Annotated in this window: 24 protein-coding genes; 8 read left to right on the top strand and 16 right to left on the bottom strand. The window is 69.5% G+C overall.

All coding sequences use genetic code 11. The annotated features are described in order from the left end of the window. The first annotated feature begins 73 nt into the window (after nucleotides 1–73). On the top strand, nucleotides 74–1567 hold the full coding sequence (locus NIE79_RS14575; protein ID WP_238679079.1) for a DUF1996 domain-containing protein: 1494 nt from the start codon (nucleotides 74–76) through the stop codon (nucleotides 1565–1567). A 72-nt stretch (nucleotides 1568–1639) separates the two neighbouring features. On the opposite strand, the gene NIE79_RS14570 is transcribed toward NIE79_RS14575, so the two are convergent. The 3 genes from NIE79_RS14570 to NIE79_RS14560 form a co-directional block, all read right to left on the bottom strand. Continuing rightward, entirely contained in the window at nucleotides 1640–2146 is a 507-nt protein-coding gene (locus NIE79_RS14570; protein WP_238679078.1) for a hypothetical protein, read from the bottom strand. 82 nt (nucleotides 2147–2228) lie between these two features. Further along, nucleotides 2229–3239: a HEAT repeat domain-containing protein gene (locus NIE79_RS14565; protein WP_238679077.1), complete on the bottom strand. Its 1011-nt coding sequence runs from the start codon at nucleotides 3237–3239 to the stop codon at nucleotides 2229–2231. Between the two features lie 6 nt (nucleotides 3240–3245). Then, a complete protein-coding gene (locus NIE79_RS14560; protein WP_238679076.1) occupies nucleotides 3246–3914 on the bottom strand; it encodes a HEAT repeat domain-containing protein in 669 nt (222 codons plus the stop codon). A 468-nt stretch (nucleotides 3915–4382) separates the two neighbouring features. Here NIE79_RS14560 and NIE79_RS14555 point away from each other — a divergent pair, with 468 nt between their 5' ends. Beyond that, entirely contained in the window at nucleotides 4383–4673 is a 291-nt protein-coding gene (locus NIE79_RS14555; protein ID WP_238679075.1) for a hypothetical protein, read from the top strand. Here the strand turns inward: NIE79_RS14555 and NIE79_RS14550 are convergent. The 7 genes from NIE79_RS14550 to NIE79_RS14520 form a co-directional block, all read right to left on the bottom strand. Next, nucleotides 4662–5426 (bottom strand): HTTM domain-containing protein, encoded by a 765-nt coding sequence (locus NIE79_RS14550; RefSeq protein ID WP_238679074.1) that lies wholly within the window; start codon nucleotides 5424–5426, stop codon nucleotides 4662–4664. The genes NIE79_RS14555 and NIE79_RS14550 overlap by 12 nt on opposite strands. Next, a complete protein-coding gene (locus NIE79_RS14545; protein WP_238679073.1) occupies nucleotides 5416–6033 on the bottom strand; it encodes a hypothetical protein in 618 nt (205 codons plus the stop codon). The genes NIE79_RS14550 and NIE79_RS14545 overlap by 11 nt, the downstream gene beginning before the upstream one ends. Beyond that, nucleotides 6030–7310, bottom strand: a complete 1281-nt coding sequence (locus NIE79_RS14540) for a sulfotransferase family protein (protein ID WP_238679072.1) — start codon at nucleotides 7308–7310, stop codon at nucleotides 6030–6032. Before NIE79_RS14540 ends, NIE79_RS14545 begins: the two co-directional genes overlap by 4 nt. A gap of 20 nt (nucleotides 7311–7330) precedes the next feature. Further along, nucleotides 7331–9487, bottom strand: a complete 2157-nt coding sequence (locus tag NIE79_RS14535) for a peptidase domain-containing ABC transporter (protein WP_274524080.1) — start codon at nucleotides 9485–9487, stop codon at nucleotides 7331–7333. 7 nt (nucleotides 9488–9494) lie between these two features. Beyond that, nucleotides 9495–9677 carry a hypothetical protein gene (locus tag NIE79_RS14530; protein WP_238679070.1) on the bottom strand — a complete coding sequence of 61 codons (183 nt, stop codon included), beginning with the start codon at nucleotides 9675–9677 and terminating at the stop codon, nucleotides 9495–9497. Beyond that, entirely contained in the window at nucleotides 9670–12780 is a 3111-nt protein-coding gene (locus NIE79_RS14525; protein WP_238679069.1) for a type 2 lanthipeptide synthetase LanM family protein, read from the bottom strand. The genes NIE79_RS14530 and NIE79_RS14525 overlap by 8 nt, the downstream gene beginning before the upstream one ends. Nucleotides 12781–12888: 108 nt before the next feature. After that, nucleotides 12889–13107 (bottom strand): hypothetical protein, encoded by a 219-nt coding sequence (locus tag NIE79_RS14520; protein WP_238679068.1) that lies wholly within the window; start codon nucleotides 13105–13107, stop codon nucleotides 12889–12891. A 478-nt stretch (nucleotides 13108–13585) separates the two neighbouring features. Here NIE79_RS14520 and NIE79_RS14515 point away from each other — a divergent pair, with 478 nt between their 5' ends. Further along, the gene (locus NIE79_RS14515) at nucleotides 13586–13786 is read left to right on the top strand and encodes a hypothetical protein (RefSeq protein ID WP_238679067.1); all 201 of its coding nucleotides are present in this window, start codon (nucleotides 13586–13588) and stop codon (nucleotides 13784–13786) included. 83 nt (nucleotides 13787–13869) lie between these two features. On the opposite strand, the gene NIE79_RS14510 is transcribed toward NIE79_RS14515, so the two are convergent. Next, on the bottom strand, nucleotides 13870–14391 hold the full coding sequence (locus NIE79_RS14510) for a hypothetical protein (RefSeq protein WP_238679066.1): 522 nt from the start codon (nucleotides 14389–14391) through the stop codon (nucleotides 13870–13872). 261 nt (nucleotides 14392–14652) lie between these two features. On the opposite strand from NIE79_RS14510, the gene NIE79_RS14505 reads away from it, so the two are divergent. Next, nucleotides 14653–15840: a DUF418 domain-containing protein gene (locus NIE79_RS14505; protein ID WP_238679065.1), complete on the top strand. Its 1188-nt coding sequence runs from the start codon at nucleotides 14653–14655 to the stop codon at nucleotides 15838–15840. Nucleotides 15841–15849: 9 nt separating this feature from the next. Then, nucleotides 15850–16941, top strand: a complete 1092-nt coding sequence (locus tag NIE79_RS14500; protein ID WP_238679064.1) for a winged helix DNA-binding domain-containing protein — start codon at nucleotides 15850–15852, stop codon at nucleotides 16939–16941. Between the two features lie 13 nt (nucleotides 16942–16954). Here the strand turns inward: NIE79_RS14500 and NIE79_RS14495 are convergent, their stop codons facing one another. From NIE79_RS14495 to NIE79_RS14480, 4 genes are all read right to left on the bottom strand, one after another. After that, complete coding sequence (locus tag NIE79_RS14495) at nucleotides 16955–17398, bottom strand: DUF5990 family protein (protein ID WP_238679063.1); 444 nt, start codon at nucleotides 17396–17398, stop codon at nucleotides 16955–16957. A gap of 14 nt (nucleotides 17399–17412) precedes the next feature. Further along, nucleotides 17413–18066, bottom strand: coding sequence for a TMEM175 family protein (locus tag NIE79_RS14490; RefSeq protein ID WP_238679062.1), 654 nt, complete (start codon nucleotides 18064–18066; stop codon nucleotides 17413–17415). Nucleotides 18067–18074: 8 nt separating this feature from the next. Then, nucleotides 18075–18857: an MBL fold metallo-hydrolase gene (locus NIE79_RS14485; RefSeq protein ID WP_238679061.1), complete on the bottom strand. Its 783-nt coding sequence runs from the start codon at nucleotides 18855–18857 to the stop codon at nucleotides 18075–18077. 65 nt (nucleotides 18858–18922) lie between these two features. Continuing rightward, nucleotides 18923–19393, bottom strand: a complete 471-nt coding sequence (locus tag NIE79_RS14480; RefSeq protein WP_238679060.1) for a hypothetical protein — start codon at nucleotides 19391–19393, stop codon at nucleotides 18923–18925. Nucleotides 19394–19550: 157 nt separating this feature from the next. Here NIE79_RS14480 and NIE79_RS14475 point away from each other — a divergent pair, with 157 nt between their 5' ends. The 3 genes from NIE79_RS14475 to bla all read left to right on the top strand — a co-directional run bounded on the left by NIE79_RS14475 (nucleotide 19551) and on the right by bla (nucleotide 23988). Then, nucleotides 19551–20252, top strand: a complete 702-nt coding sequence (locus NIE79_RS14475) for a DUF4396 domain-containing protein (protein ID WP_238679059.1) — start codon at nucleotides 19551–19553, stop codon at nucleotides 20250–20252. A 169-nt stretch (nucleotides 20253–20421) separates the two neighbouring features. Further along, the gene (gene rph / locus NIE79_RS14470; RefSeq protein ID WP_238679058.1) at nucleotides 20422–23037 is read left to right on the top strand and encodes a rifamycin-inactivating phosphotransferase; all 2616 of its coding nucleotides are present in this window, start codon (nucleotides 20422–20424) and stop codon (nucleotides 23035–23037) included. Between the two features lie 27 nt (nucleotides 23038–23064). After that, the gene (bla, locus tag NIE79_RS14465; protein ID WP_238679057.1) at nucleotides 23065–23988 is read left to right on the top strand and encodes a class A beta-lactamase; all 924 of its coding nucleotides are present in this window, start codon (nucleotides 23065–23067) and stop codon (nucleotides 23986–23988) included. Nucleotides 23989–23993: 5 nt separating this feature from the next. On the opposite strand, the gene NIE79_RS14460 is transcribed toward bla, so the two are convergent. Continuing rightward, complete coding sequence (locus NIE79_RS14460) at nucleotides 23994–24425, bottom strand: winged helix-turn-helix transcriptional regulator (RefSeq protein ID WP_238679056.1); 432 nt, start codon at nucleotides 24423–24425, stop codon at nucleotides 23994–23996. Between the last annotated feature and the right edge of the window lie 76 nt (nucleotides 24426–24501).

The following is a 24501-nucleotide window of genomic DNA, read 5'->3' as shown; positions in this document are numbered from 1 at the left end:
GATGAAGGCCCCTGACGTGCACATACTCCTTCTGACAGGAGCTTTTCCCTCGACTCGAAGGAAACCACTGGTAATGCGGACTCCCCCCGCGCACGTCGCACCGCCGGATCGGGCGCGAAAGCGTCGTCGCGTCACTCGCATAACGCTCGCGTCCGCGGTCGTCGCCGCGCTGGCCGGCAGCGGCATCTACATCGCCGGCGCCCAGGCCGAAGAGGTCGCCGTGCCCGGCCGGGTGCAGGCAGAGGCCTTCGCGGCACAGTCCGGAGCGCAGACCGAGGGCACCGGCGACGCCGACGGCGGCCGGAACGTCGGCTGGCTGGCCGGCGGAGACTGGCTGCGCTACGACGGTGTGTCGGTAGCGGGCGTCGACCTGGCGGCCCGGGTCGCCTCGCAGAACGCCGCCGGCGGCACTGTCGAATTGCGCCTCGGCGCGCAGGACGGTCAACTGCTGGCCAGCTTCCCGATCGCCCAGACCGGCGGTTGGCAGAAGTGGACGACCGTCACCGCGAAGGCGTCTGCTGTGCCGGCCGGCGCGCAGACCGTCTTCGCGGTCCTGAAGAGCACCTCGAAGTCGGATTTCGTGAACCTGAACTGGTTCACGTTCGGCTCCGCGACGGGCACGTCGCCGGCCACGCCGAGCACGTCGGCCGCCCCTTCGGCCACGCCGAGTTCCACAGCGTCCCCGTCGACGTCCGTTCCGCCGAGCGCGCCGACCGGCGGCTGGGTGCCCGTCGACCAGGCCAAGTGGAACAAGGAACTGGCCGCCTTCAACGCCATCAAGCCGAAGGCGGTTCCGCCGGGCACCACCCGGGTGCCGGAGTTCCACACCGACTGCGGCGTCGCGAATTCCGCTCCGGACGACCCGATCGTCCTGCCGGGCCTCGCGGGCGCCTCGCACATGCACACCTTCTTCGGCCCGAAGATCGACGCCTTCACCACGACGGACAAGTTGTTCGCCGCGGCGAACACCTGCAACGCCCCCGGGGACAAGAGCGCCTACTGGACCCCGGAACTGCGCAAGGACGGCAAGGCCGTGCCGATCAAGAGCATGCGCATCTACTACGGCTCGCGGGTCAAGGACCCGTCGACCGTCAAGCCCTTCCCGCCGGGCCTGGTGGTGGTCGAAGGCGACGCCAAGCGGCAGGTCGACACTCCGAAGAACGCCGGTAGCAACCAGTTCTGGTGCGCGGGCAGCGCCGAGATCGGCCGCAGCGCCGACGGCAACTGGCCGAAGTGTGCCCCCGGCGGCAACCTGATCTTCCAGCTCGTGTTCAAGGACTGCTGGGACGGCAAGAACATCGACTCCCCCGATCACAAGTCGCACATGGGCGATCCGGTGAACGGCGTCTGCACCGGCAAGTACCCGGTAGCCGTGCCGGATCTCTCCTTCATGGTCAACTACGAGTCGCTGGGCGGTGACGGCCTCAGCCTCTCCTCCGGCAAGCCCTCATCCATGCACGGCGACTTCATGAACGCCTGGGAGCCGGAGCGCCTCGGCGACCTGGTGAAGTCCTGCCTCAACCAGAACGCCAAGTGCGGCGTCGACACGACCTTCGCCGGCGGCTGACCACCGCCTCCGTCGTCGACGGACGGCCCCCACGCTCAGGCGTGGGGGCCGTCCGTCATCGCAGCACGCTGGTCACAGAACCAGGTTGACGCCGAATGCCTTGCACGCGGTGGAGATGTCCTTGCCGGCCTTCTCGAAGACCGGATTGTCGGCGGCGGTCGCCGGGTCCGCCGCGGCCGCGGCCTTGGCCGCCTCGGCGCCGAACGTGCGCAGGGCAGCGGCCAGCTTGCCGTCCCCGCTCGCGGCGACCGCTGTCACCTTCTTGTCCAGATCGCTCAGGATCTTCTGGAAGTCCGCGGCCGACGGCTCGCCGGCCGTGGCGACCTTCACCAGCTCCACCCTCATCTCGTCGCTGGCCTTCTTCGCCGACTCGCAGAGTTCCTTGTCGCTCGCGGTGCCCGCCGCAGGCGACGAGGCCGGAGGGGCGGCAGCGGAGGTGGCCACCGCGGACGGGGCTGCGGAGGTGGGAGCGGGCGTGGTGGACCCGGCGGTCGTCGCCTTGTCGGTGTCGCCACAGGCGGCGAGGGCTGTCGAAACGGCAAGGATCAACACGGCTGAGGCAACACGGGAAGGTTTCACGGACGGGCACGATAGCCGATGCCCAAACGATGATCAATTTCCTCGGCGGCTCACCGATCCTGACTGATTCCACAAGGTCCGGTCATGGTGAACCGTTGTCGCAGAGGGCGAGAATGGAGGTCGCCGTCAGTGCGACGGCGCGGTCCTCGTCGTGCGACAGGTCCGTGAGGGCGCGTGCGGCGGCGCTCCCCGGGATGTCCGCCAACGCCTCGGTCAGCCGTCTCCGGGCAGACGGTGCGACGCCGCTCTGCCCGAGGCAGGCCACGAGCCCGGTCGTGATCTGGTCTGCCAGCGCGGGATCGGCCGCCAGCAGGCTCAACGCGTCGGCGGCGTCCACGTCCTTGGTCTCTTCCACGACCATACCGATCAACGTGGGAAGCGCGTCCGCCACTCCGCGTGCCCCGAGCGCCAGAGCCGCGTACCCGCGGACCACGAGGTCGGGGTGCGCGAGGGCGTCCCGCAGCACGTCGGTCGCCGCGGCGTGCGGAATCTCGGCGACGGACTGGACGGCACGCTTGCGGACCTCGGCTTCCGGTGAGCCGAGGCCCTCGGCCAGCACCGCCACCCCGCCGTCGCCGGACTGCGCCAGCGCCCAGCGCAGGGCTCCGGCGACGATCGGGTCCGACTCGCTCAGCACCGCCTCGGCAAGTGCCTCCACCGGCACCGGCCCCGCACCGACCGAGGACAGGGCGGCGCGCTGGCGGGTGCCCGCGCTCTCCGACCCCAGTGCCCGCAGGAGCGTGACGACCTGAAGGACGTCCTCCCAGTCGGCGGGGTCCGCGGCACCGATCCGGCGGAGTCGGGTGAGCAGCTCCATCTCATCCGCGATGCGGAGTCGCGTCCGCCGGATCAGGTCGTCGACGAGTTCGGCGGGCGTGAAACCGGGATCGTCGAGCGCGCGGCGCACGTCGCGTAGCGACAGGCCCAACGACCGCAGGCTCTCGACGTGGAAGATCAGCCGGATGTCCTCGCTGGTGTACTCGCGATAGCCGGAACCGGTGCGACCGGTGGGCCGGATCAGCCCGAGCGCGTCGTAATGCCTGAGCATGCGGGCGCTGACGCCGGACCGTCGCGCCACCTCACCGATCAACACCTGGCGTCACCCCTTCTCACCCGTCGGGCCGAGGGCGACGACACGCTTCGCCGCCTCGATCGCGAACTCGAACCCGGCATCCGGATCCCGCATCAGCCGTTGTGTGGCGACCGCGTGCGCGCGTACGCGCGGGTCGAGATCCGCCAACGCGGCGCGCAGGATCGGCAAGACCACCTCGCCGAGCGCGATGAGCGCCCGACTCAGGCTCAACTGCATCTCCCGCCCGCCCCGCCCGAACTGTGTCGACAACAGCACGGCCAACTCGGGCTCTCCGCCGGGGGGTACGAGCACGACCGCTGCGCGCCAGGCGCTTCGCGCCACCTCGTCGTCGGCGTCGGTCAGCAGCGCCCGGGTGATCGCCGGCCAGGCTCGTCGGTCCCCGATCTTGGACAGCGTGTGCAGCGCCTGACTTCGGGCCTGAGCGCGCTCCGAGCGGAGCTCGTCGGTGAGCTTCGCGACGGTCAGTTCGGGTGGGTGGCGCAGGAGCGCCCAGGTGAGCATCTCGCGTACGGAGAATTCGGGCTCGACCGCGCAGCGCTCGATGAGCGTGTCGATGAGCTGCGGGTCAGGAGTCGTGCCGACGGTCAGTGCCGCGCGCAGCCGCACCGACGGGTCGCTGTGTTCCAGCCCGCGGAGCACCCTCATCGCGTTCATGTCCTGTTTCGGCGTGGTCATCGGAATCACCCCTTTCCGCCCCAGTGAAAACCTTGCCACTGTGTCAAGGTCAACCCGTTCTCGCTGCTGCAGCATCCGCAGCACTGGCGTACGAAACGCCCCGGCCCGTTACGCGCGGGTGACTGTCATAGGACTGTCATATTAATTTGCGCGTGCCCGTCATAGAGTTGTCAACGAACTGTCCACGGGGGAGAGTGACATCGGCGATGCTCGCCGAGCATTGGGTGCACGTTGCTCGGGCCGCATCGGTGTTGTCAAGCCGAGCGAGGCAATTGACAGTCGCGTTCGGCGTCTCCATGTAAGCCATGGGAGACGGCAGTAATGCACTTACGCACGTCATGGGAAGAGTCTGTTCCGGCAGAGGAGAACAGGACGGTACGGCCGAGAGCCGATTCCACCACGACCGGCCCCACCATCGCAGACCCGGCACCTGCGTCCTCTGCCCCGGACGGGGCCCCCATCGATCAGTTGGCCAGCCTTTCTCAGGACCTGGAGCAGTTGGCTCAAACGACAATCGACGATTGCGCCGACGCCAGCCAACGAGGCACCGAGACCGACGCCATAACGCTGGTGAACCTGGCGCTGGCCCTGCACGCCTGCTCGGCCGAAATGGTGGAATGCGCGGTGGCCCATGCGCGATCCAGCGGCGTCAAGTGGCGCGAGATCGGGGCGCTGCTCGGTGTCAGCCGGCAGGCCGCGCACGCGCAGTTCAGCGACGCCGTGCAGCACCGCCAGAGCTGGGGTCATTCAGACCATTGACCGCACGGCGACCAGGCTCAGCAGGCCCGCGCCGAACGCCCACAAGAAGCGTCCCAGGCCCATGATGAGGGCGACTCCGACGTGCATCAGGACAGCGCAGAAAGCCCAGGCCAGCAACGGCCATCCGCCGAGGACAAAGAAGACGGGGCAGGAAACCTCCAGGGTCATCACGCCCCATGCCGTGAGCTGTGTGAATTTGGCATGGTTGAGGAAGCGCCAGGCGACCCACGGTGACCCGAACCGCGGCGAGTTCACCGCCAGGGCGATCTGACGACCGTGCCGCCAGGCGCGGATGCGCAGCTTCGCCACTCCGCTCCACCAGTAAGCGACACAGACGTTCACCGCGACCAGCCAGGCCGCCCACCTACTCAACGCTGGGGAGGGCACCAGCGACAGCACGCCCAGCCCGGCGAGGACGATCACGAGCATCACGTCCGCCCCGTCACCCAAGGGCTGCAGGGCCACCATCAGATAACCGACGACCAGCAGTGCCACCAACCCGCCACCGTTGAGGCAGACGCGCGGATCGACGACGAACCAGCCGCCAAGGAGACCCAGCGCTGTGGCGAGGATCTGGTGGGCGGTGATCCACCGTCGGCCGACTGGGAGGCCCGGCCGGCGCCACCGAGCGAGTCCGGGCAGTCCGGCGGCCAGTTCCAGACCGGTGACGAGCAGTGCGACCCCGGCGACCCGGGCCGCCAGCGAGAACGTGGTGGCTACGGTGGATTCACCCAGGAACAGCTCAGCGTCCATGGCGTGCCTCCAGCCCAGGCCGAGCCGGTCGGCCGACGCCCGCGGGCTCGGGAGCAGACACGAAGATCGTCTGAGTTGGCACCGTGGTCCAGTAGCCCCGGGAGAGGGCCAGCCGGAACACCACGTAGTCCCCCGACGGCGACATCTCGTGGCCCGCTGCGGTCTGCCGGCTGGTCGTGCGTCGCACCACCGCGGTGATCCGTTGGTAGGCCGGGTCCCCCCGCATGTCCCGGTTGGCGGCGGCACCACCACTGATCAGCCGATAGGCCAGGATCTGGCTGGCCTGGTCGGCGCGTTGGCCGGGACGCCAGAGCCAGCACCACCAGCGCCAGCGGTTATCGGTCAAGGGCAGCCAAGCCTCCGGTTCCGGGTGAGCTCGCGCGCCGTCCAGCGGACCGCGAAGACGCCGGTACGAGAGGTCGAGGTCGAACATGCCGAATCGCTGTGCGAACAGGCCCCAGAAGGGCAGAACCGAGCGGAGCGTGGCGGCACCCAGCCGTTGCCGGCGCATCCAGCGGTCCACAGGTGGCGCGAAGCTGGCGATCGCGGCCGCCGTGTATGCCGAGAAGAGCAGCAGGAAGCACCAGGCCAGGACGGTGCCGATCATCGCGCGACCGTCGCGATCGCGCGGCCCGGGTCGTGGTTCGGCGCGTCCTCGCCGTAGGACCCCGTGCTGCTGAGGTCGCGCAGCGCCAGCACCGCGCCAGCGACCCGGGACACCCCACCTACGGCGCGAAGCGCACCGGTGCGTAGCACGCCGCCGATGTTCAGCTCGCCCGCGACGATCCCCTTGAGGGTGGCCGAGTCGGTCAGTAGCCGGCTCGGAGGCAGGCACGTCGAGTCGCAGGTCAGCACTGCCCCTGATCGGGGGTCGACCAGCCAGGTCAGCTCCCCGTCCTCCAACGTGACCAGGATCTGATCCTGGATTGCCCGCTCGTTGTGTGGGCAGGAGTGAACGACAGGCACTCGCCCGCCGAGCACCTGGCTCAGCACCGCCAGCCCGGCCGGAGCAGACAGGCTGCGCCGGCGCCCCTCGCGGCTCGGGAGAGCGTTCCAATCTGGCCCGACCTCGGGGTAGTCGAGCTGACGCAGGCAGTCGTTCATCCGATCCATGAGGTCGGACGGGATCAGGTGAATCGGTACGCGACGCCCGGTGCCGACGCTGCTGTCACTCACCCGATCCGTGAAGGGCAGTTTGTGGTCTCCGGCTCCCAGGTCATGATGAGTGCTGAAGGCCGCCCGGGGCAGATCGGGTCGGTCCTCGACGCCCAGGAAACCGGTCACCCGACGCAGCTCGCCGTCCGTGTCTCGGGCCAGGTCCTCGTACCGGATCCGCGCTGCGCCGGTGGGGTTGCTCTGCTGGTAGCGCAGCAGCGCCTCGGTGTGGTCACACCAGTACCGGACGAGCGCGTGCACGGTGTTGCCAGGGGACTTCTGAACGTACTTCTCGAAACCGTACGCGGCGAAACCCCACCGGCTGGCGTCCAACCCGGACATCACGAAGTCGAGGCAGTGCCGGAACAGACAGATGAAGCGCCCGTCGGGAAAGACCTCGCTCAACAAGGGCGCCAGCCAGACGTTGTCGAGGGACTTGTCGCACCACACCCGCTTGCCGTGCGCTCGGGCGTAGGCGCGCATCGGCCGGTCGGCCGCCGAACGGATCTCGCTGAGCGCCTCCGGGGTGAGCGGGCCTGGTGCACCCCCCATGGTCACCTGCCGCCAGGCACGTTCGGCGGTCTCGCACACGCGGGCGACACTGGTCTCCGGCGGGCTGGCGATCTCCGGGTGAGCGTTGAGCAGAACGCGCAGCAGCGTCGATCCGGACCTGGCGAAGCACAGTATGAAGATGGGACCGCTGGTGTCTCGGGATGGCTGGCTGATCACGCGCATTACCTCCGGTCTGATCAGTTGACGGCGTCGACGCGGCTCACGGTCAGCAGGTCGCCTTCAGTTCCCAGCAGCGGAACGAGGCTGCCCGCGGTCATCCTGAACGCTCGGTCGCAGGTGCCGAGCACCTGCGGGGAATGCGCCACGACGACCCGAGTGCCGGGCATCGAACGCAGCGCGGCGAGTATCGCCTGCTCGGTGCTGGGGTCGAGATGGCTGGTCGGCTCGTCGGCCACGAGCAGATCCGGCTGTGCGAGGAAGGCTCGGGCAAGGGCCAGGCGTTGGCGCTGGCCGCCGGAGAGATGCATGCCACGGCTGCCGATCGGCGTGTCCAGGCCGAGCGGCATGGACTTCACGTCCTGCACGACGGCCGCCAGTTCCAGCGCCTCCCACACCGAGCGGTCAGGTACGCCCGCTCGCCAGGCGAGAACGTTGTCGCGGATCGTGCCGGAGAACAGTTCCGGGTCCTGGGGGACATAGGCGTACGACACGTCGTCCGGCAGCACGCGATCATTCACGTCGACACGTCGCCGTGTGATCGTTCCAGCACCTGGCTGATACAGCCCGAGCAGCAGATGGATCAGGGTGGTCTTGCCGCCCCCGGTTGCCCCTCCGATGCCCAACAACTCACCCGGGCGGACGTGCAGGGACACCTCATCCACGACGTCGGCGCCATCGCGGTGATATCGGTAGCTCACCCGATCCAGGTGGACGTCCGCGCGGGCCGGTTGCTGAGGGCCGACCGCCGGTGCGCCGTGAACGTGTGCGGGTCGGGTCGGCGTGTGCGAGGTGCCGTCGATGATGTCCTCAAGCCGCTCCAGTTGCCCGCGGACCAGATAGACCCCCTGCGCGCCCGTCACCAGCCGGCCGAGGGTGGCCAGGAAGATTCCGGCAACGGTGAGCATGGCCAGCACCGAGCCGAATTGCACCGAGCCGCGTACCGACAGCCAGACGCCGGCCAGCACGATGGTCACCGGCACGGCGAACTGCACGAGCCCGGTGAGGGCCTGCAGTGATTGCAGTTCCGAGTCCCGCCTCAAGCCACGGGAGGTCGCGTTCGCGAAGGTCCGCAGCCAGCGGCTGGCGACGCCGTCCTCCAACCGCATCGCTTTGATCACCGCGTAGTTGTTCACCGCGTCCACGGAGTTGATCTGGAGTTCGGCGTCGGCCCGCAGCGCCTCGCGCTGCGCCGTCTCCACTCGGCGACCGAACGCCACGGCCGCGGCCACCTGCAGGACGGCGCCCAGCACCGGGATGACGGAGAGGGCCGGTGAGACGATCAACAGGGCTGCGAGGTAGATGAGAGTCAAGGGGAGGTGCAGTCCGCCGGCGAGCAGCAGGAGGGTCAGCGAGTCGCGCAGTGCCGCGTTGGCGGAGATCCGAGAGAGGATGTCCCCGGCTGCTCGCTGCTCCAGAAACTCCAGATCCTTACCGAGCAGGTTGTGCACGAAGGCGGCCATCAACCGTGTGTCGATGCGGGTGCGTAGCCGTAGTACCAGGCCGGATTGCACCAGCGTGCCGAGGAACTGCAGGCCCAGGCAACCGGCTGCCGCCGTGACCACGAGCCAGGGTGACAACATCTCACCGGGGCTCACCGCCTGGTTCACGGCTGTGCGCGTGAGCAACGCCGGGCCCAGTGTCGCGCCGACCATGACCGCGGTGGCCGTCAACAGTTGTACTCGCAATCCGCGTGAGCTGCGCCGGATCACACCACGCAGCGACAGTCGTGGCGTCATGTCGGTCCACGCCGACCTCTCCCCCACGACTCCCCGGTCGGCCCGGAACACCACAAGTGGGCCGGACATTCGCCGACCCAGCTGGTCGAGCTCCAAGCGCTGCCGACCCTCACTGGGATCGACGATCTCGACCCGTCCGCGGCGCATCGCCGTGACAACCACGAAGTGGTTGCCGTCGAGGTGCAACACGGCCGGCAACTCGGTGGTGTTCAGCGCCGCACGCAGATCGGTGATCGCGTAGGCCTGCGCGACCAGGCCGTGTTCCGTGGCCGCAGTCACCAGCCGCGCAACGGACGTACCGTCGCGGCCACTGCCGAGCGCTCGCTGCCAGAACCCGGTCGAGGCACTGCGACCGAGGGCACTGCCGACCATCGCCAGGCACGCCGCGGCGCAGTCCGCCTGCGACATCTGCAGGATTGTCTGTACCCGTTTCGTCATGGCTGCCCTACCCCGCAAGCCAACGGATGACGAGCACCAGCGCGAGGCCGGCGATCAGCACCCACAGTGCCAGGGCCGTCCAGAGGCGTGCGATCGAACGCTGTGCCGCCAGCCCGCGCAGCGCCTCCCGCTCCACCGCGATGGCCGACTCCTCGACCGCTTCATATGGATCGACGGTCACCTCACGCATCGCGCGCCTGCCCTCCATCCGAAGGGAAGCGCTCGGCTTCGTTGTTACCCGGCAGGCTGAGTGTGAGTACTCGTGGCACGGTCTCCGGCGCCAGGTGCCGCAGCAAGCCGAAGCCGACGCCGGCGAGCCCGGTGAAGAGGCCGGGATCGGGCACCGGGCGGGGCAGGCCGGTTCTCCAACCATCCCGCCGGCCGGCGGCCAACACTCCGCCGAGATACTTGTCGTACTCTGCCCGTCGCCCAGCCGCACGCAGCAGTTCCAGGGAACCCATGGCGCCGTGGCAGAGGCTCTGGTCACGGCCGAAACCGTGCTCGATCGTCAGCCTCACAGCCAGCTCAAGGTCCGTGTCCTCCTCGGCCCCGGTGATCGGTTCGCCGGCAGTTGCACCCTCGGCATCCAGATCGGCGAGGGCGAGACGGATCAGCCCGATACCTGCGCCGCCTCGGCACCAGCTCTGCCGTTTGGTTTCCTGTCGCGCACCGTCGCGCGCCAGCAGCGCATCGTGCCAGCCTCCCGCGTCGAGGCGTCGTTGAGATCGTTCGGCGTCGAGGCACACCCGGACGGCACGGGCGAAGTCTTCGCCGGGAAGCAGCCGGTCTGCCCGGGCGAAGGCGAGAGCGGCGCCCGACAGGCCATGAGCGACACCGCACTGGATTTCGCCATGTCGCAGCAGCCGTTCGAGTTGCACGGCGGTAGCGTCCAACGCAGCGCGGGCTGCAGTGCCATACCCATCCTGACCCAGATGCGTGGCCAACTCCGCCGCCGTCGCCGCGATACCGGCAGAACCTCCAACGAGATCCCAGGACGACATCGGTGGTGGGGCGTAGGCGAGCCGGGTGGCCATGTCCCGGGCCCAGCGCAGCAGGCTCGCGTCCCAGCCCGAGCGGCCGAGGCAGGCAGCGACGTAGACCACGCCCCATGCCCCGTTCAGCACACCGAGCTGGCGATTCCGGGACACCTGTTCCAAGGTGCTGTGCTTGAGCAGGGAATCGACGTCGGCCAGCATTGCTGACGTCGCAGCTTCAGCCAACCGGCTACGTGAGCCGGTGACGATGTCGAGGTAGCCAGCGAAGAGAGCGATGCCTGCGGCGCCGTCGTACAGACCGAACGGGCTCGGACGTACGCCGAACATGCCGTCGGAGACCTCGACACCGCTCAGCCACCACGCTCGGCCACGAGTGTCGGCCATCTCCGCTGTCAGCGAGTCCCGGATGTCGGTCGCCGCACGGAGCACAGCGGTGTGGTGCGGCACGGCCGCGACGACCGGGTGGTACGACTGGCGCGCTCGGGCGTCGGCTGGCATCTGGATGAGGCGCAGGGCGGCTCTCACGATGCGCGTCTGCAGGTCCGCGTCGGCGGGAGAGAGCGCACGAAGACGCTGGCGCACCAGGTCGAGCCCGCTGACCGGCAACGCCTCCGGATGGACGACCTGACCAGTCGACCACAGACCGACCTCGCCGGCTCGCCGTTCGAAGGTCGGGATGCAGCCGCGGAGAAGCCCTCGCCGTTCCTGCTCGAAGAGCCGTAGCGCAAGCGGTCGTTCGTGGGCATTGGCCGGCCAGAGAGTGTTGACGATCTCTTCCTGCTTGACGGCCGAGGCGGCGGACTCCGGATGACCCAACTCGAACAGGATCTTGCCGTACTGCCAGGTCGGTCGCACGATGTGCCGGACCCGGACTTCGGCGAATCCGGCGAGCAGGGATTCCAGGTGGTCACGGTCGCTGAGGAACAGGTCGTACGTGCGCCTGAAGCCGTCGACCACTGTGGCTTCGTGGCCCAGGACCGACACCACCGCGCCGTCGAGGACCGGCATGTGCGTTGGGTCCTCCTGCGGCAACGAGCGCATCACGAACTCGTTCTGACCGTGTTCGTCGACCCGCAGCTCGCGGATCTGCCGAGGGTGGCGCCGTTCACCGATCGCGCCGAGCATGGACAGGTCCAACGCGGTCGGCAGGTCACCGCGCTGTCCGGGGTCGGGCAGCAGGCCAGCATCGAGGACGGTGGCAGCTCTTACTCCCGCCATCTCGTCGACCCCGTCGGCCTGGGTCCGAAACGAGGAGCCGAACAGGCATTCTGGGTCGACCAGAACCGGTGAGCGGCCGTCGCAGAGCACGTTCTCGTAGTGCAGATCGGTCGCCCGCAGCAGGTAGGCCAACGCGACGAGCGCCCCGGATCTGTGGTAAAAGTCGATCACGTCGGCAGCCGAATCGGCGGGTGACCACTCGACGAACTCCTGCCACCCGTACGCCCCACGATCCACCGATCTGGGAACCCGCGGTGCCAGCCCGGGTTGGCGGCTGTCCAGCCAGCGGAGCATCTCCGCAAGCCGGCACTCCAGGGCCAGGCTGCGTGGTTTGTACAGGAGCTTCGATGCTCCCCCGAATCCGAGCAACACCACCGCGCCACGCTCGTGCAGATCGCCGACGACCCGTGCGACCTGCAACTGCGCGGGCTCGTCGGCCTCGACCAGCGTGCGGATCGTCGGCCAGTCCGCGCGTAGTCGCTTGAGCATTTCCGCGAACGCCGTCCGGTGGGCGGCCAACACATGACCGATCTGGTGAATCAGCGGGCGGTGGTGGTCGGCGAAGAACTCCGCCGCTGCCCGTTCCGCGTAGCGGACGGCCAGCGCTTCGGCCGTCTTCGCCTCGGCGTTGCGGCGGCCGAGATCCGACGGCTCGACCGCCGCCGGCAGTCGTGCGGCGTCGTTCGCGGCGGCTCTGCAGGCCAACCGCCGTACATCGCCGAGCAGGCTACGCAGGTACGAATCTGCCAACGCGGGTGCGGTCGGACCGGCTACCTCTCGGCCGACCACGGTCAGCGCCTGGTAGGTGTCAGCCAGCAGCGGCCAGAGCGGGAGCAGTGGCCAGAGGACTGGTTCGTCGGCCAGCCACGCGACGGGGGATTCGTCCAGGCGTCGGGGTGGTCGCTCGTGGTGGGAGTAGGCCGGAGCGGCCACCGGGCCCGCGGAGTCGTCGACGCCGGCCAGCCCCGACACCGACTGGCTGCCGTCGACCGGCAGCGAGAGGCGGGTGCGCAGGGCGTCTTCCGGAAGGGTTCGGAACGGCGGCACCATGGACCAGCGCCGCTTCAGATCGGTCGACATCGGGGCCTCCCTGGATGGCTGATGGACGGCCGCCCGCCCCGAGCGGTTCCGGGACGGGCGGCCGGTGCACTGGGACGGATCCCAGCGCTGTGCGTCAGATGTGACCGATCAGGCGCAGAGATTGCTCGTCGTCGGGCAGACGACGGAGGGGGGAACGCTGCTGCTGCACACGAAGGTAAAGAAGTCGAGGCTGTCGGCGGCTCCGCCGACGATCGACTCCAGGTACACCTCGTCCAGCGGTGACGCGCCCGCGGGAGCAGCGGGCAGCGCGGCGGTCTCACCAGCCGTGCGCTGCTGCCAGGCCTCGGTCATTCCATTGATGATCATTGTTCGTCCTCCCTTTCGTTTGTGCGAACAATGGAAATCTCAAAGTAACCATCGACGCCGGCGATGGAACCCCATTGTGAAATTGTTCGTGCGAACTCGAACTCGCGTCAAAGGACGCTTGACGAATGCAACGACTACGCCCCCGAGCCGTGGCCGTCAAGAATTCCTTGACGGCCACGCCAGCCCACCGAGAGGATTTCATCTCACCGTTGAGGACCGTCCGACACCGCACTGGCGCCGACGAGACAACGGCTGCGCGTCGTCGTACGATGTCCCTATGGGACTGGCTGGAGCGTCAATCGTGCTGGCAGTGGCCGCCGTGGTGGCGGTGTCGATGGCGGTGGCCGGGGCTGTGACTCGGCACCGGCGTCGACGCCGCTGAGACACGCCTGCTCCGCAGTGGTGAACGGCCGACGTACGTCGAGTCGGCACTATTGCTCGCACTGAAGTTCGGCGTGGGTCGCGCTATCATCTGACGATGACCATCGTTCTCATCGTCGGATTGTTCTCCGTAGTGGCCGGCGCGCTGTTGGCATGGCGACCCATTGGAATGGCCCGCCTGGTGGGCCACTTCGGCCTGGTCAAATACGATCCGGCCAGGACTTCGGAATATCGGCTCACCGGAATCGTGATGGCCGTAATCGGGCTGGTGCTGACCGGGGTGGCCCTGCTCCTCTGAGGTGACGACCGCGCCCAGTCGTCGGCAATCCAGCCCCGGCCGCACCGACGGCAGCGCCGGCCGTTCATGGGGCCGGACGAACGTCACCGGTCGCGTCGCAGTGCACGGGTACGGCGGTAGTAGGACCATCCGGCCAGCGGCAACGCGACCGCCCAGGCCAGCAGGAGCGGGAGACCGATGAGGACGCCGGTCGGGGTGAAGATGTCCTCCGCGCTGGATTCCGGCAGGTCCGCGGCGAACTGCCAGGGCAGGGTCGCCGAGTAGCCGATCATCAGGGCGGATCCCAGCACCGTTGGCGTCAGCGGCAACCACGGCGGCACCCGGCGTCCGCGCAGCCACGGCACCCACCGGGGGAAGACGACGCCCCAGTCCTGGATGAGCCCCAGCGCCAGTACGCCGCCGAGCCCGGCGAGCACGCACAGGAGGCCCAGGTAGAACGCACCGGCCGGCAGGCCCAGGAAGCCGTCGACCGGGTGGTCCCCCACCCCGGGCCCGCGACCGTGGTACCACTCGCGGAACGGACCGGGATTGGCGAACAGCGGGATGCCGAGGATCCATGGCACGTGCAGCGGGATGAACCCCAGTACGGGGGCGATCCACGCCACGTGACCGGCTCGGCGGGCCCAGGATGGCGGCGGTGGCGGGGCGGGCATTGGCTTCGTACGTGGTGTTCGAGTCACGGCGTCGTCTCCATCAGCGGCGGGCGTTGGCACCTCTGAGATCACCGTGGCCGAACGACGGGACGAGCGGATCGCCGCGCGGAGGGAATCGCCTCCCCCCGACCGGGGATGGGGCCTTTTCATCACGACAGCCCGTGTGACGAAAACACTTCACGGCAGCGGGCCACGCTCCGGAGGCTGGACACCATGAATGTGACAGGGCTCGACCGACCGGGCGACGGCCACCCACAGCCCTCGCCCGGGGACACCCTCGCCCGCATCACCGCCGTGGACGCGCTGCGGGGAAGCGCGCTGCTGCTCATCCTGCTGGTGAACATCGCGTACTTCAGCTCCGGCTACGACTTCCACCTGGTCGACGATCCGACGCGCGGCGTCGTCGACCTGCTGATCGCCGGCGCTGTGGAGCTGTTGTTCGCGATGAAGGCGTACCTGCTGTTCGCCTTCCTGTTCGGCTACAGCTTCACCCTGCAACTCGACTCCGCGGCGCGGCGCGGCTCGGCCTTCCGCCCGGCGTTCCTGCGCCGGCTCTCCGGGTTGTTCGTCCTCGGTGTGCTGCACGCGGTGCTGCTGTTCCACGGCGACATCCTCACCACGTACGCGCTGCTCGGTCTCGTGCTGCTCGCGGTCCGGCGGATCGCGCCTCGCACCGCGCTGATCGCGGCGGCGTCCATCATCGGCGGCATCGCCGTCGTGGTCGGGATCGCCGCGGTCCTCGGTGCCACGCTGGTCCCGGACGAGGCCACAGCGGTCAGCGCCGGTGCCCGTTCGACGCTGGCCCTGGGCGGCGGCCTCGGCGATGTCGTCCTGGAGCACCTGCGGTCGATGCCGGCGATGATCGGCGGCCTCGCCGTGCAGGGGCCGCTGGCGTTCGCGGCGTTCCTCGTCGGCCTCGCCGCCGGCAAGCACCGGCTCCTCGCCACCGTGCCCGCCCACGAGGACCTGCTGCACCGATGCGAAAGGGTGGGGTATCCGATCGGTCTGGCCGGCGCCGTCGTGTTCGCGGTCGGTGGTTCTACGGCGAACCTGACCGGACTGATGGTCAGCATCGTCACCGCGCCGTTCCTGGCCGCCGCCTACGCCGCGACCCTGCTGCGCCTGTTCACGCGGCGGCCGCGCGTCGCGGACGCGTTCGCGCCCGCTGGGCGGATGGCCCTGACGAACTACCTGGCCCAGTCGCTCGTGTGCGTGCTCGTCTTCACCGGCGTCGGGTGGGGCCTGGTCGGCCGCACCTCGCCGGCACAGACACTGCTGATCGCACTGGTGATCTTCGCGGTGCAACTGGTGGTCAGCTCGTGGTGGCTGCGGCGGTTCCGCTACGGCCCCGCCGAATGGGCGTTGCGCGCCTGGACCCACCGGGAGCGCCGTCCCAACTAGGGTGCTGACATGGTCGATCGGCACCAGGTGATGAACTTCCGGGTCCGAGCCCAGCAGCTCGACCGGGACGACGGCACGCTCGCCGACACCGCCGTCCTGGACCTCGGCGTGCAGAACACCGGTCCGGACGGCGGCCGGTGGGCGCTGGCGGTGCGCGGGGTCGACGTGACCGCGTTGTCCGACACGGATCTGGTCCTGTTGTGGACCGTGCGGGGTGCTCCTCACCTCTACCGCCGGGCCGACGTCGCGAAGGTCGCGTCCGCCGTCGAGCCCTTCTCCGAGGCCGACGCGGGCAAGCGCATCTACGACGCCGCGAAACCGTTGAAGGCCGCTGGCATCGACACCCTCGCGGGCCTGGACGAGATTGCCGACCGGATGCGGGCCATCGTCAGCACACCGACGGTCAAGGGGGTCGTTTCCGGCCGGCTGGCCACCATGCTGCCCGAGCCGTATCTGCGGTTCTGCCGGCCGTGCGACGCCACGCACGTTTACGAGATGCCGTTCCGGCTCGCCGCCGTGCGGGCCGGGCTGGAGTTGCAGCTCGACACCTCGCCCCCGGTCCTGCGGCGCATCACCGGGTTCAGGAAGGCAGCCGCTGCGGGCGACCGCTTCGACCTGATCCGCGGGTATCTTCGCCTGCTCGGTCCGGCGACCCCGAAACAGGTGGCCGACTATCTCGACGCCCCGGTGAAGGACGTGAAGGCGCGCTGGCCCGACGATGTGATCGAGGTGACTGTCGACCGCGAGGTGCGCTCACTGCTCGCCGCCGACGAGGAGGCGCTGGAGTCGGCTGACGCCATGGTCACCCGTCTGCTCGGCCCGTTCGACCTGTTCCTGCAGGCCAAGGACCGGGCAACGCTGGTGCCGGACGCCGCCCACGCCAAGGAGCTGTGGCCGGTTCTGGGTCGCCCCGGCGCCGTCCTGGTCGACGGCGAGTTGGTCGGCACCTGGCGGCCCCGCAAGTCCGGCAGGACGTTCGCTGTCGCCGTGCAGCCGTGGCACCGGCTGTCGGACGCCACGCGTAAGGCCATCACCGCGCAGGCCGAACACCTCGCCGCATACCGCTCCGTCTCCCTCGGCGGCGTCGACTTCGGCAGCTAGTTCTCGAAGGCATTCACTCCACCGCCCAGGCGATGGCGGGCGGGTGCACCCGAGCGCAGATCGGCCCACCGGCGGCATCGCTCAACCCGACCCGGCCGACCAGCGTCGCGTTGCCCTCGTGTGCGGCGCGCAGCAGCTCGGTCGGCACGTCGGTGAACATCAACTTCGCTCGTCGGAACATCGCGAAGCCGTCCTGGGTCACCGCGCCCCAGCTCAGGTAGAGAAACCGCGCCCCGGGGCGGCCGTGCACCCAGGGGCCGCCGACGTCGAGTGCTCCGTCGATCTCGCGGCTGGACACCTCGAAGGACCAGGTGGCGCTGGCGGCGTCGGCCGGCACCTGATCGACCACCTCGGCCTTGCGCTGAACCCCGACGTGCACGTTGCCCCGCCGCAGCGCGTCGGCCTCCGCACCGGGACGCTGACCTGGGAAGTCGGTGCCGTCGATAGTGATCCGCATGGCAGCGACTCTAGTTACCGGGCTTGCTGCTCGGCGGGGGTGTCGTCCTCGCCGTACTCGCCGCGGATGGGCAGGTAGTAGGCGGGCAGGAACGCGGCGATGATGGCGACGCCGGCGATCGGTACGAACGCGCCGACGAGGATGCCGGAGCCGATCCAGACCAGTGCGAGCGCGAACCGGCGGCCGATGGCCCGCGCACCGAAGGGACCGAGGCCGGGGTCCAGCAGTTTGGCCCGGCGCAGGTGCACCCACACGATGTTGAAGAGGGCCGCTGCCGTCCACAGTGTGCCGCCGTAGACGACTACCGAGGCGCGCAGCCCCTGCTCCGCCCGCAACGCGTCGGCGAGCAGTGACGTGGAGAACGGCAGGAACGCGATGACCATCAGGAGCAGCGTGTTGAGGAACAGGACCCACCGGTCGACGTGCCGGACGCGGTCGAACATGACGTGGTGATTCACCCACACCTGCCCGATGAGCAGGAAGCTCAGCGTGTACGCCAGATACGAGGGCCACAGCGCACCGAGCCCCTGGACGAGGCGCCCGAAGTCGTGGGGCGGTTGGATCTCCAGCACCAGAAGCGTCACGGCGATCGCGAAGACACCGTCGCTGAAGGACAGCAACCGACCCGGGCTACGGGTGAGCCGCGAGGTTTCCCTTTGGGGAGGCACCTCACGAATTATGCTATATGTCGGCTTTCCTCATCGGCAACGTTGGCGACAGTCTTGCGCAGGTAGGTCTCGGCCAACTGGCGAAGCCGTGACTTGTCGAAGCTGTCCCCGTGGCCGGGATGGACGACGGACACGTCGAGGTCGACGAGAAACTCCATGCTTCGCCGGTACGCGGCCACGTCGGAGTTCGGCAGACTGTCGATCAGGGCACCCTCGTAGATGATGTCGCCGGAGTACAGGGTGCCGGTGCGCTCCTCCAGCAGGGCGATGCTCCCCGGCGTGTGACCGGGAAGGTGCAGCACGGTCAGCACCCGCCCGCCCAGGTCGATCCGGTCGCCGTGGTCGAGCAGGCGGTGCAGGGTCATCGGCGCGACGCGGTAGGCAGCCGGGTCGTACGCGGGATCGGGCAGAACGTCGATCATGAGATCCGGGACGACTTCCCCGGCGGCGTCGATGCCCAGCTTGTCGAAGAGTTCCGGGCCGTACAGGCTCGCCGGTATGCCCGCCGCCAAGATTCCCGCCTCGGCGGGGTGGGCGGCCCGGTCCCCGAACTCCGACGCCCCACCGACGTGATCCAGGTGCGCGTGGGTGAGCACGACCATCGGATCGCGCTCGAACAGGCCCGGAATCGCCTCCCGCACGCCGACGACACCGAGACCGGCGTCGATCAGGATGTCCCGATCGTCGCCCCGCAACCACCAGAAGTTCGCCGACAGCAGTTCGTTGACGTGCGGCTCCGAGATCCGGACGACGTCGCCGTCCACTTCGGCCTGCGTATACCAGTCGACCATGCCCGAGAGTCTGCCAGCGCGGCGATGCCACTTCGACCCGCCGATCATGCTGGGCGAGGGGAAGCTCAAATGATCGCGAAGAGGCGGTCGGCGGGGTCCACCACGGCGGCCAGCGCCGCGCCGGGCACGAGGGCGGGGTCGGTCGCGCGGATCGTGTCCGCCTCGAAGGTGGCGAACCCCGGCCCGCTGATGCGCAGGCGGAGTTCCAACTCGGGGTTCTCTCCCGCCAGGTGGTTCGCCACCGCGAGGATCTCCGCCGTCGCGGCCACACCGGTGGCGGCCAGTTGACGCGAGTCGCGGCGCGAGCGGCCCACCACCCGCCATCCGAAGACGCCGAACCCGACACCGATGGCCGTCGCCAGGACGCCACCGACCAGCAGACCCCAGAAGTCGGTGGACGATCGCGGCGGATCCAGCGTCACAGCGGCGACGAGCAGTACCGGTCCGGGTAGGCAGATCGCCAGGAACAGGAGCCGGGAGAGCAGCGCGCCGACCGGTCCGACACGCGCTTCCGCTTCGCGAGGGGCACTCGTCACCCTCGCACCGTAGTGCAGCAGTTGGCTGGGACCACTCCACCGTCCAGGCGAGGCCGGGGAGGGTGAATCCGTCCGCGCCGGCAGGCGGGAACGCCCGATCCGCCGATCCGAACGAGTACGACATGAAAGACTCGCCCGGCTGGCGGAAGGGGCGAGGATGCAACCTACCTGGCTCGTAGCGCTCTCGTGGGCTTCGCTCGCGGTCGGTGTCGTCAGCTTCGCGGTCGTCCTGGCCGACACCTATCTGCGCGGACACCGTCAGCCGGTCCGGGTCATGGAGATCGTCTGGCTGGTGACCGTCCTCTACATCGGCCCCGCCGCCGTCCGCCTCTACTGGAACTGGGGCAGGCCCGAGTCGTTCACCCGACGGCGGCAGGAGGGTCAACCGCGGCGGCCCCGCCGGGGCATCGTCGTCACCCACGTGTCCCGCTGCGGCGCCCACTGCGCTCTCGGCTTCATCGTCGCCGAGGTCGCCCTGTACGCCGTGAGATTCGACCCGGCCGAGGACCCGATGTGGGTCGACTACGCCGGCGACTACCTGATGGCGGTGACGATCGCCGTGCTCTTCCGGTACTTCGCCGGGCCGGGCCGCAGCCTGTCGAAGGTCTGGCACGCGGCGTCGAAGGTCGGCAGGATCGAGCTGCTGACCATCACCGCGTTCGAGGTGGCCCTGTTCGCGTGGTTGACCCTCGCGCATCGTGTGGTCTTGCCGGAGCCACCCCTGCGACCCGACAGCCCCACGTTCTGGTTCGCCGGTCAGCTCGGACTGATAGCCGGGTTCATCGCGGCCTGGCCGACCGCCTCCTGGCAGCTGGGCCGAGGGTTGAGAATCGAGCCGCGCCGACTCCCCTACGACTGAGTGGCCCGGCCACCCCGACACAAAGCAAGCGGCAAGGAGATCACTCTCCCTGCCACTTCTAACGTATACCGCACCTGGGGGCTTGCGGCAAGACCCCGGTCGTGGCGCAGAATCGGCGGCCGGACCAGCACAAACGAGGTAACGGGGGCGCGACGTGGGTGTGTTGTCGATGAACGGGGACCGCGGCGACCAGGCACCGCTGGTGGATCTTCGAGAGGTCGACGAGACGCAGGTGTCGCTCGTCGGCGGCAAGGCCGCGCACCTGGGCGCGCTGTCCCGGATCGACGGCATCCGGGTGCCGACCGGGTTCTGCGTGACGACGGCCGCCTTCCGGCAGATCATGACCCGGACGCCGTCGATCGACGATCGGCTGGATCAGCTGTCGCGTCTGAGGCCGGACGACCGGGAGGAGATTCGCACGCTCAGCGCGGAGATCCGCCGCAGCATCGAGGAGACAGCGGTCCCGGGCGAGCTGGCCGCCGCGATCACCGGCGCGCTCGCCCGGTTCGGCGAGCAGACCGCCTACGCCGTGCGCTCCAGCGCGACGGCCGAGGACATGCCCACGGCGTCCTTCGCCGGCCAGCAGGACACCTACCTGAACGTGGTGGGACCGGAGGCGGTCCTGCGGCACGTCAGCCGGTGCTGGGCGTCGCTGTTCACCGAGCGGGCCGTCATCTACCGCCTGCGCAACGGCATCGACCACCGCACCGTCCAGATGGCTGTCGTCGTACAGCGGATGGTTTTTCCGGATGCCTCCGGCATCCTGTTCACGGCGGACCCGGTAACTGGCAACCGGAAGGTCGCGACAGTGGACGCCAGCTTCGGCCTCGGCGAAGCCCTGGTGTCCGGCCTGGTGAACCCGGACATCTTCACGGTGCGCGATGGCGAGGTCGTCGCCGGCACTGTCGCCGCGAAGGAGCGTGCGGTCGCCGCGCTGCCGGGCGGCGGGACGCGCGAAGTGGCGATCGACAGGCAGCGGCAGGAGCAGCCAGCGCTGACGCAGGCCCAGGTGCTGCGGCTCGTCCGGCTGGGGCGACGGATCGAGGCGCACTTCGGCCGCCCGCAGGACATCGAGTGGTGCCTGGTCGACGACGACTTCCAGATCGTGCAGAGCCGGCCGATCACCACGCTGTTTCCCATTCCGGCGGCCGACGACCAGGAGAACCACGTCTACCTCTCGGTCGGCCACCAGCAGATGATGACCGACGCGATGCGGCCGCTGGGGCTCTCCATGTGGCAGCTGACCGCCATGGCCCCGATGCTGGCGGCCGGCGGGAGGTTGTTCGTCGACGCCACCCGGTTGCTGGCCTCCCCCGCCAGCCGCGCCGGCTTCCTCACGATGGCGGGGCGCGACGATCCGCTCATGAAGGACGCGCTGGAGACCCTCCTCGACCGCCGGGACTTCATTCCGACGCTCCCGGACCAGGGTGGTCCGGGTAGGCCGACGACCGGCGGCGCGTCCACCTCGGCCGACACCGACCCGGCCGTCGTCGCCGAGCTGATCGAACGCAGCGAGGCGTCCATCGCCGCCCTGCGGCGCGATATCGCGACGGTGACCGGTCCGGCGCTGTTCGACTTCCTGGTGGAGGCCTTCCAGGAACACAAGCGGGTCCTCGGTGATCCGCTGAACATGCAGGCGATCATGGCCGGCATGGAGGCCACCTGGTGGCTCAACGACCGGCTGCACGAGTGGCTGGGCGAGAAGAACGCCGCGGACACCCTCACCCTGTCCGCCCCCGGCAACGTCACGTCGGAGATGGGGCTGGCGCTGCTCGACGTCGCCGACGTGATCCGTCCGCATCCGGAGGTGGTGGCGTTGCTCCAGGACGTCGCGCACGACGACTTCCTCGACGAGCTGCCGAAGGTCGCGGGCGGGGCCGAGGCGCGGGCCGCCATCGAGGCGTACCTCGACCGGTACGGCATGCGCTGCGTCGGCGAGATCGACATCACCAGGCCGCGGTGGAGCGAACGCCCCGGCACGCTCGTGCCCGTGCTCCTGGACAACGTCAAGCTCTTCGAGCCGGGCGCGGCCCAGCGGCGCTTCGAGCAGGGCCAACAGCAGGCGCAGGAGCAGGCCCAGGAGGTGTTGACGCGCCTGCGGGCGCTGCCGGACGGGCAGCAGAAGGCCGACGAGACCGCGCGGATGATCGACCGGGTGCGGGCCTTCATCGGCTATCGGGAGTACCCGAAGTACGACATCATCAGCCGCTACTTCGCCTACAAGCAGGCCCTGCTGGCGGAGGCCGAGCGTCTGGTGCGGGCCGGCGTGCTCGCCGAGACCGAAGACGCCTTCTACCTCACGTTCCAGGAGTTCCACGATGTCGCGCGCTCGCACCGGGTGGACGACGAGCTGATCCGGCGACGCCGGGACGAGTTCCGGTCGTACCAGGCGCTCACCCCACCCCGGGTGTTGACCTCCGACGGCGAGGCGATCACCGGCGCGTACCGACGCGACGACGTGCCGGCCGGCGCCCTGGCCGGTGTGCCGGTGTCCGCCGGGACTGTCGAAGGGCGGGCCCGCGTCATCCTGGACATGGCACAGGCCGACCTCGAGGCGGGTGACATCCTCGTCACGGCCCACACGGACCCGAGCTGGACGCCCCTGTTCGTCGGCATCGCCGGTCTGGTGACGGAGGTCGGCGGGTTGATGACGCACGGCGCGGTGATCGCGAGGGAGTATGGCCTGCCGGCTGTCGTCAGCGTGCTCGACGCCACCCGGCTGATTCGCGACGGGCAGCGGATCCGCGTGCACGGCAGTGACGGGTACGTCGAGATCCTGCCCTGACCGTCGGCACCCTCAGGAGGAACGACGATGGCGGTTTCGGTCCGACGGCTGGCGATCGTGGTGGCCACGGCGTCGACAGTGGTGTCGTTGGCGGGGTGCAACGGCGGCGGCGACGCCACCGAGGCGCGGACGACGCCGAGCCCGCAGGTGTCGCTCGCCCCGTCGCCGGCCGCCGATCAGGAGTTCCGGCGGCTGGAGGAGCAGTTCGGGGCGCGGCTGGGGATCTACGCCGTCGACACGGGCACCGGCCGCACCGTGGAGTACCGCGCCGACGATCGGTTCGCGTACGCCTCGACGTGGAAGGCACTCGCTGCGGCCGAGGTGCTCGACGGCACCACCGACGCGCAACTCGATGGGGTGGTGCGGTACTCGGCGCGGGACCTGGTGGCGCACTCCCCCATCACCGAGAAGCACGTCGGCGAGGGAATGCGCCTGCGCGCCCTCGCCGACGCCGCGGTGCGCTACAGCGACAACACGGCCGGCAACCTGCTGCTGCGCCACCTCGGCGGGCCGGCGGGGTTCGAGTCGAAGCTGCGCGCGGTCGGCGACACGGTCACCGACGTCGCCCGCTACGAGACCGCGCTGAACGAGGCAACACCCGGCGACAAGCGGGACACCAGCACCGCCCGGGCCCTGGTGCGCGACCTCCGGGCGTACACAGTGGGGGACGTCCTGGAACCGGCGGACCGTGACGTGCTGTGCGGCTGGCTGCGGGGCAACACCACCGGCGCGGGGCTGGTCCGCGCCGGGGTGCCGGCCGGCTGGGTGGTCGGGGACAAGACCGGGACCGGCGGGTACGGCACCCGCAACGACATCGCGGTGCTCTGGCCGCCCGACCGGGCCCCGATCGTGATCGCCGTGCTGTCCAGCCGCGACACGAAGGACGCCACCCCCGACGACGCCCTCATCGCCCAGGCGACCCGGGTGGTCGTCGCCCAACTGGGAGCATGAGTCGGTCAGGTCGCGGCGCGGGTGTCGTACGCCGTCTGGTGGCGGCGGATCTCGGCGTGGTGGTCGGCGGACCACGCCGCCAGGGCCAGAACTGTGGAGAGCAGTGACGTGCCCAGGTCGGTGAGGGCGTATTCGACGCGGGGTGGCACCTCGGGGTACGACGTCCGGGTCACGAGGCCGGTGCGCTGGAGGTGTTTCAGGGTCAGCGTGAGCATGCGCTGGGAGATACCGGGGATCGCGTCGCCCAGGTCCGAGTAGCGGACGGGGCCGTCGGCGAGCGTGCCGATGATCAGCACGCTCCACTTGTCGCCGACGAGGTCGAGGACCTCCCGGATGAAGTCGGCGTCCTCGTCGTTCCAGTGCGCGCAGGGCCCCGGAGCGGCCCGGACGTTCCCCCGGACGTTGGTGCGCCTGCGCCGAAGATCTCCTGCGCTCATCCCCGCCCGCCATCCCTCCGCGCAGCCCGCGCTACGCACATGAATGTACCTTTTGTGGCTCTCCGATTCTGACGCA

Origin of the sequence: Micromonospora trifolii (assembly GCF_022229005.1) — a bacterium.
Classification (GTDB): Bacteria; Actinomycetota; Actinomycetes; order Mycobacteriales; family Micromonosporaceae; genus Micromonospora; species Micromonospora trifolii.
Note: the sequence above shows the minus strand (reverse complement) of the source record. Positions and strands in the feature narration are given on the sequence as shown.

What these genes read in the sequence shown, in the direction of transcription:
- NIE79_RS14575 (WP_238679079.1), top strand. Translation starts at nt 74, where the DNA reads ATGCGGACTCCCCCCGCGCACGTCGCACCGCCGGATCGGGCGCGAAAG.
- NIE79_RS14560 (WP_238679076.1), bottom strand. Translation starts at nt 3,914, where the DNA reads ATGACCACGCCGAAACAGGACATGAACGCGATGAGGGTGCTCCGCGGG.
- NIE79_RS14550 (WP_238679074.1), bottom strand. Translation starts at nt 5,426, where the DNA reads ATGGACGCTGAGCTGTTCCTGGGTGAATCCACCGTAGCCACCACGTTC.
- NIE79_RS14545 (WP_238679073.1), bottom strand. Translation starts at nt 6,033, where the DNA reads ATGATCGGCACCGTCCTGGCCTGGTGCTTCCTGCTGCTCTTCTCGGCA.
- NIE79_RS14535 (WP_274524080.1), bottom strand. Translation starts at nt 9,487, where the DNA reads ATGACGAAACGGGTACAGACAATCCTGCAGATGTCGCAGGCGGACTGC.
- NIE79_RS14530 (WP_238679070.1), bottom strand. Translation starts at nt 9,677, where the DNA reads ATGCGTGAGGTGACCGTCGATCCATATGAAGCGGTCGAGGAGTCGGCC.
- NIE79_RS14525 (WP_238679069.1), bottom strand. Translation starts at nt 12,780, where the DNA reads ATGTCGACCGATCTGAAGCGGCGCTGGTCCATGGTGCCGCCGTTCCGA.
- NIE79_RS14520 (WP_238679068.1), bottom strand. Translation starts at nt 13,107, where the DNA reads ATGATCATCAATGGAATGACCGAGGCCTGGCAGCAGCGCACGGCTGGT.
- NIE79_RS14515 (WP_238679067.1), top strand. Translation starts at nt 13,586, where the DNA reads ATGACCATCGTTCTCATCGTCGGATTGTTCTCCGTAGTGGCCGGCGCG.
- NIE79_RS14505 (WP_238679065.1), top strand. Translation starts at nt 14,653, where the DNA reads ATGAATGTGACAGGGCTCGACCGACCGGGCGACGGCCACCCACAGCCC.
- NIE79_RS14500 (WP_238679064.1), top strand. Translation starts at nt 15,850, where the DNA reads ATGGTCGATCGGCACCAGGTGATGAACTTCCGGGTCCGAGCCCAGCAG.
- NIE79_RS14495 (WP_238679063.1), bottom strand. Translation starts at nt 17,398, where the DNA reads ATGCGGATCACTATCGACGGCACCGACTTCCCAGGTCAGCGTCCCGGT.
- NIE79_RS14485 (WP_238679061.1), bottom strand. Translation starts at nt 18,857, where the DNA reads ATGGTCGACTGGTATACGCAGGCCGAAGTGGACGGCGACGTCGTCCGG.
- NIE79_RS14475 (WP_238679059.1), top strand. Translation starts at nt 19,551, where the DNA reads ATGCAACCTACCTGGCTCGTAGCGCTCTCGTGGGCTTCGCTCGCGGTC.
- rph (WP_238679058.1), top strand. Translation starts at nt 20,422, where the DNA reads ATGAACGGGGACCGCGGCGACCAGGCACCGCTGGTGGATCTTCGAGAG.
- bla (WP_238679057.1), top strand. Translation starts at nt 23,065, where the DNA reads ATGGCGGTTTCGGTCCGACGGCTGGCGATCGTGGTGGCCACGGCGTCG.
- NIE79_RS14460 (WP_238679056.1), bottom strand. Translation starts at nt 24,425, where the DNA reads ATGAGCGCAGGAGATCTTCGGCGCAGGCGCACCAACGTCCGGGGGAAC.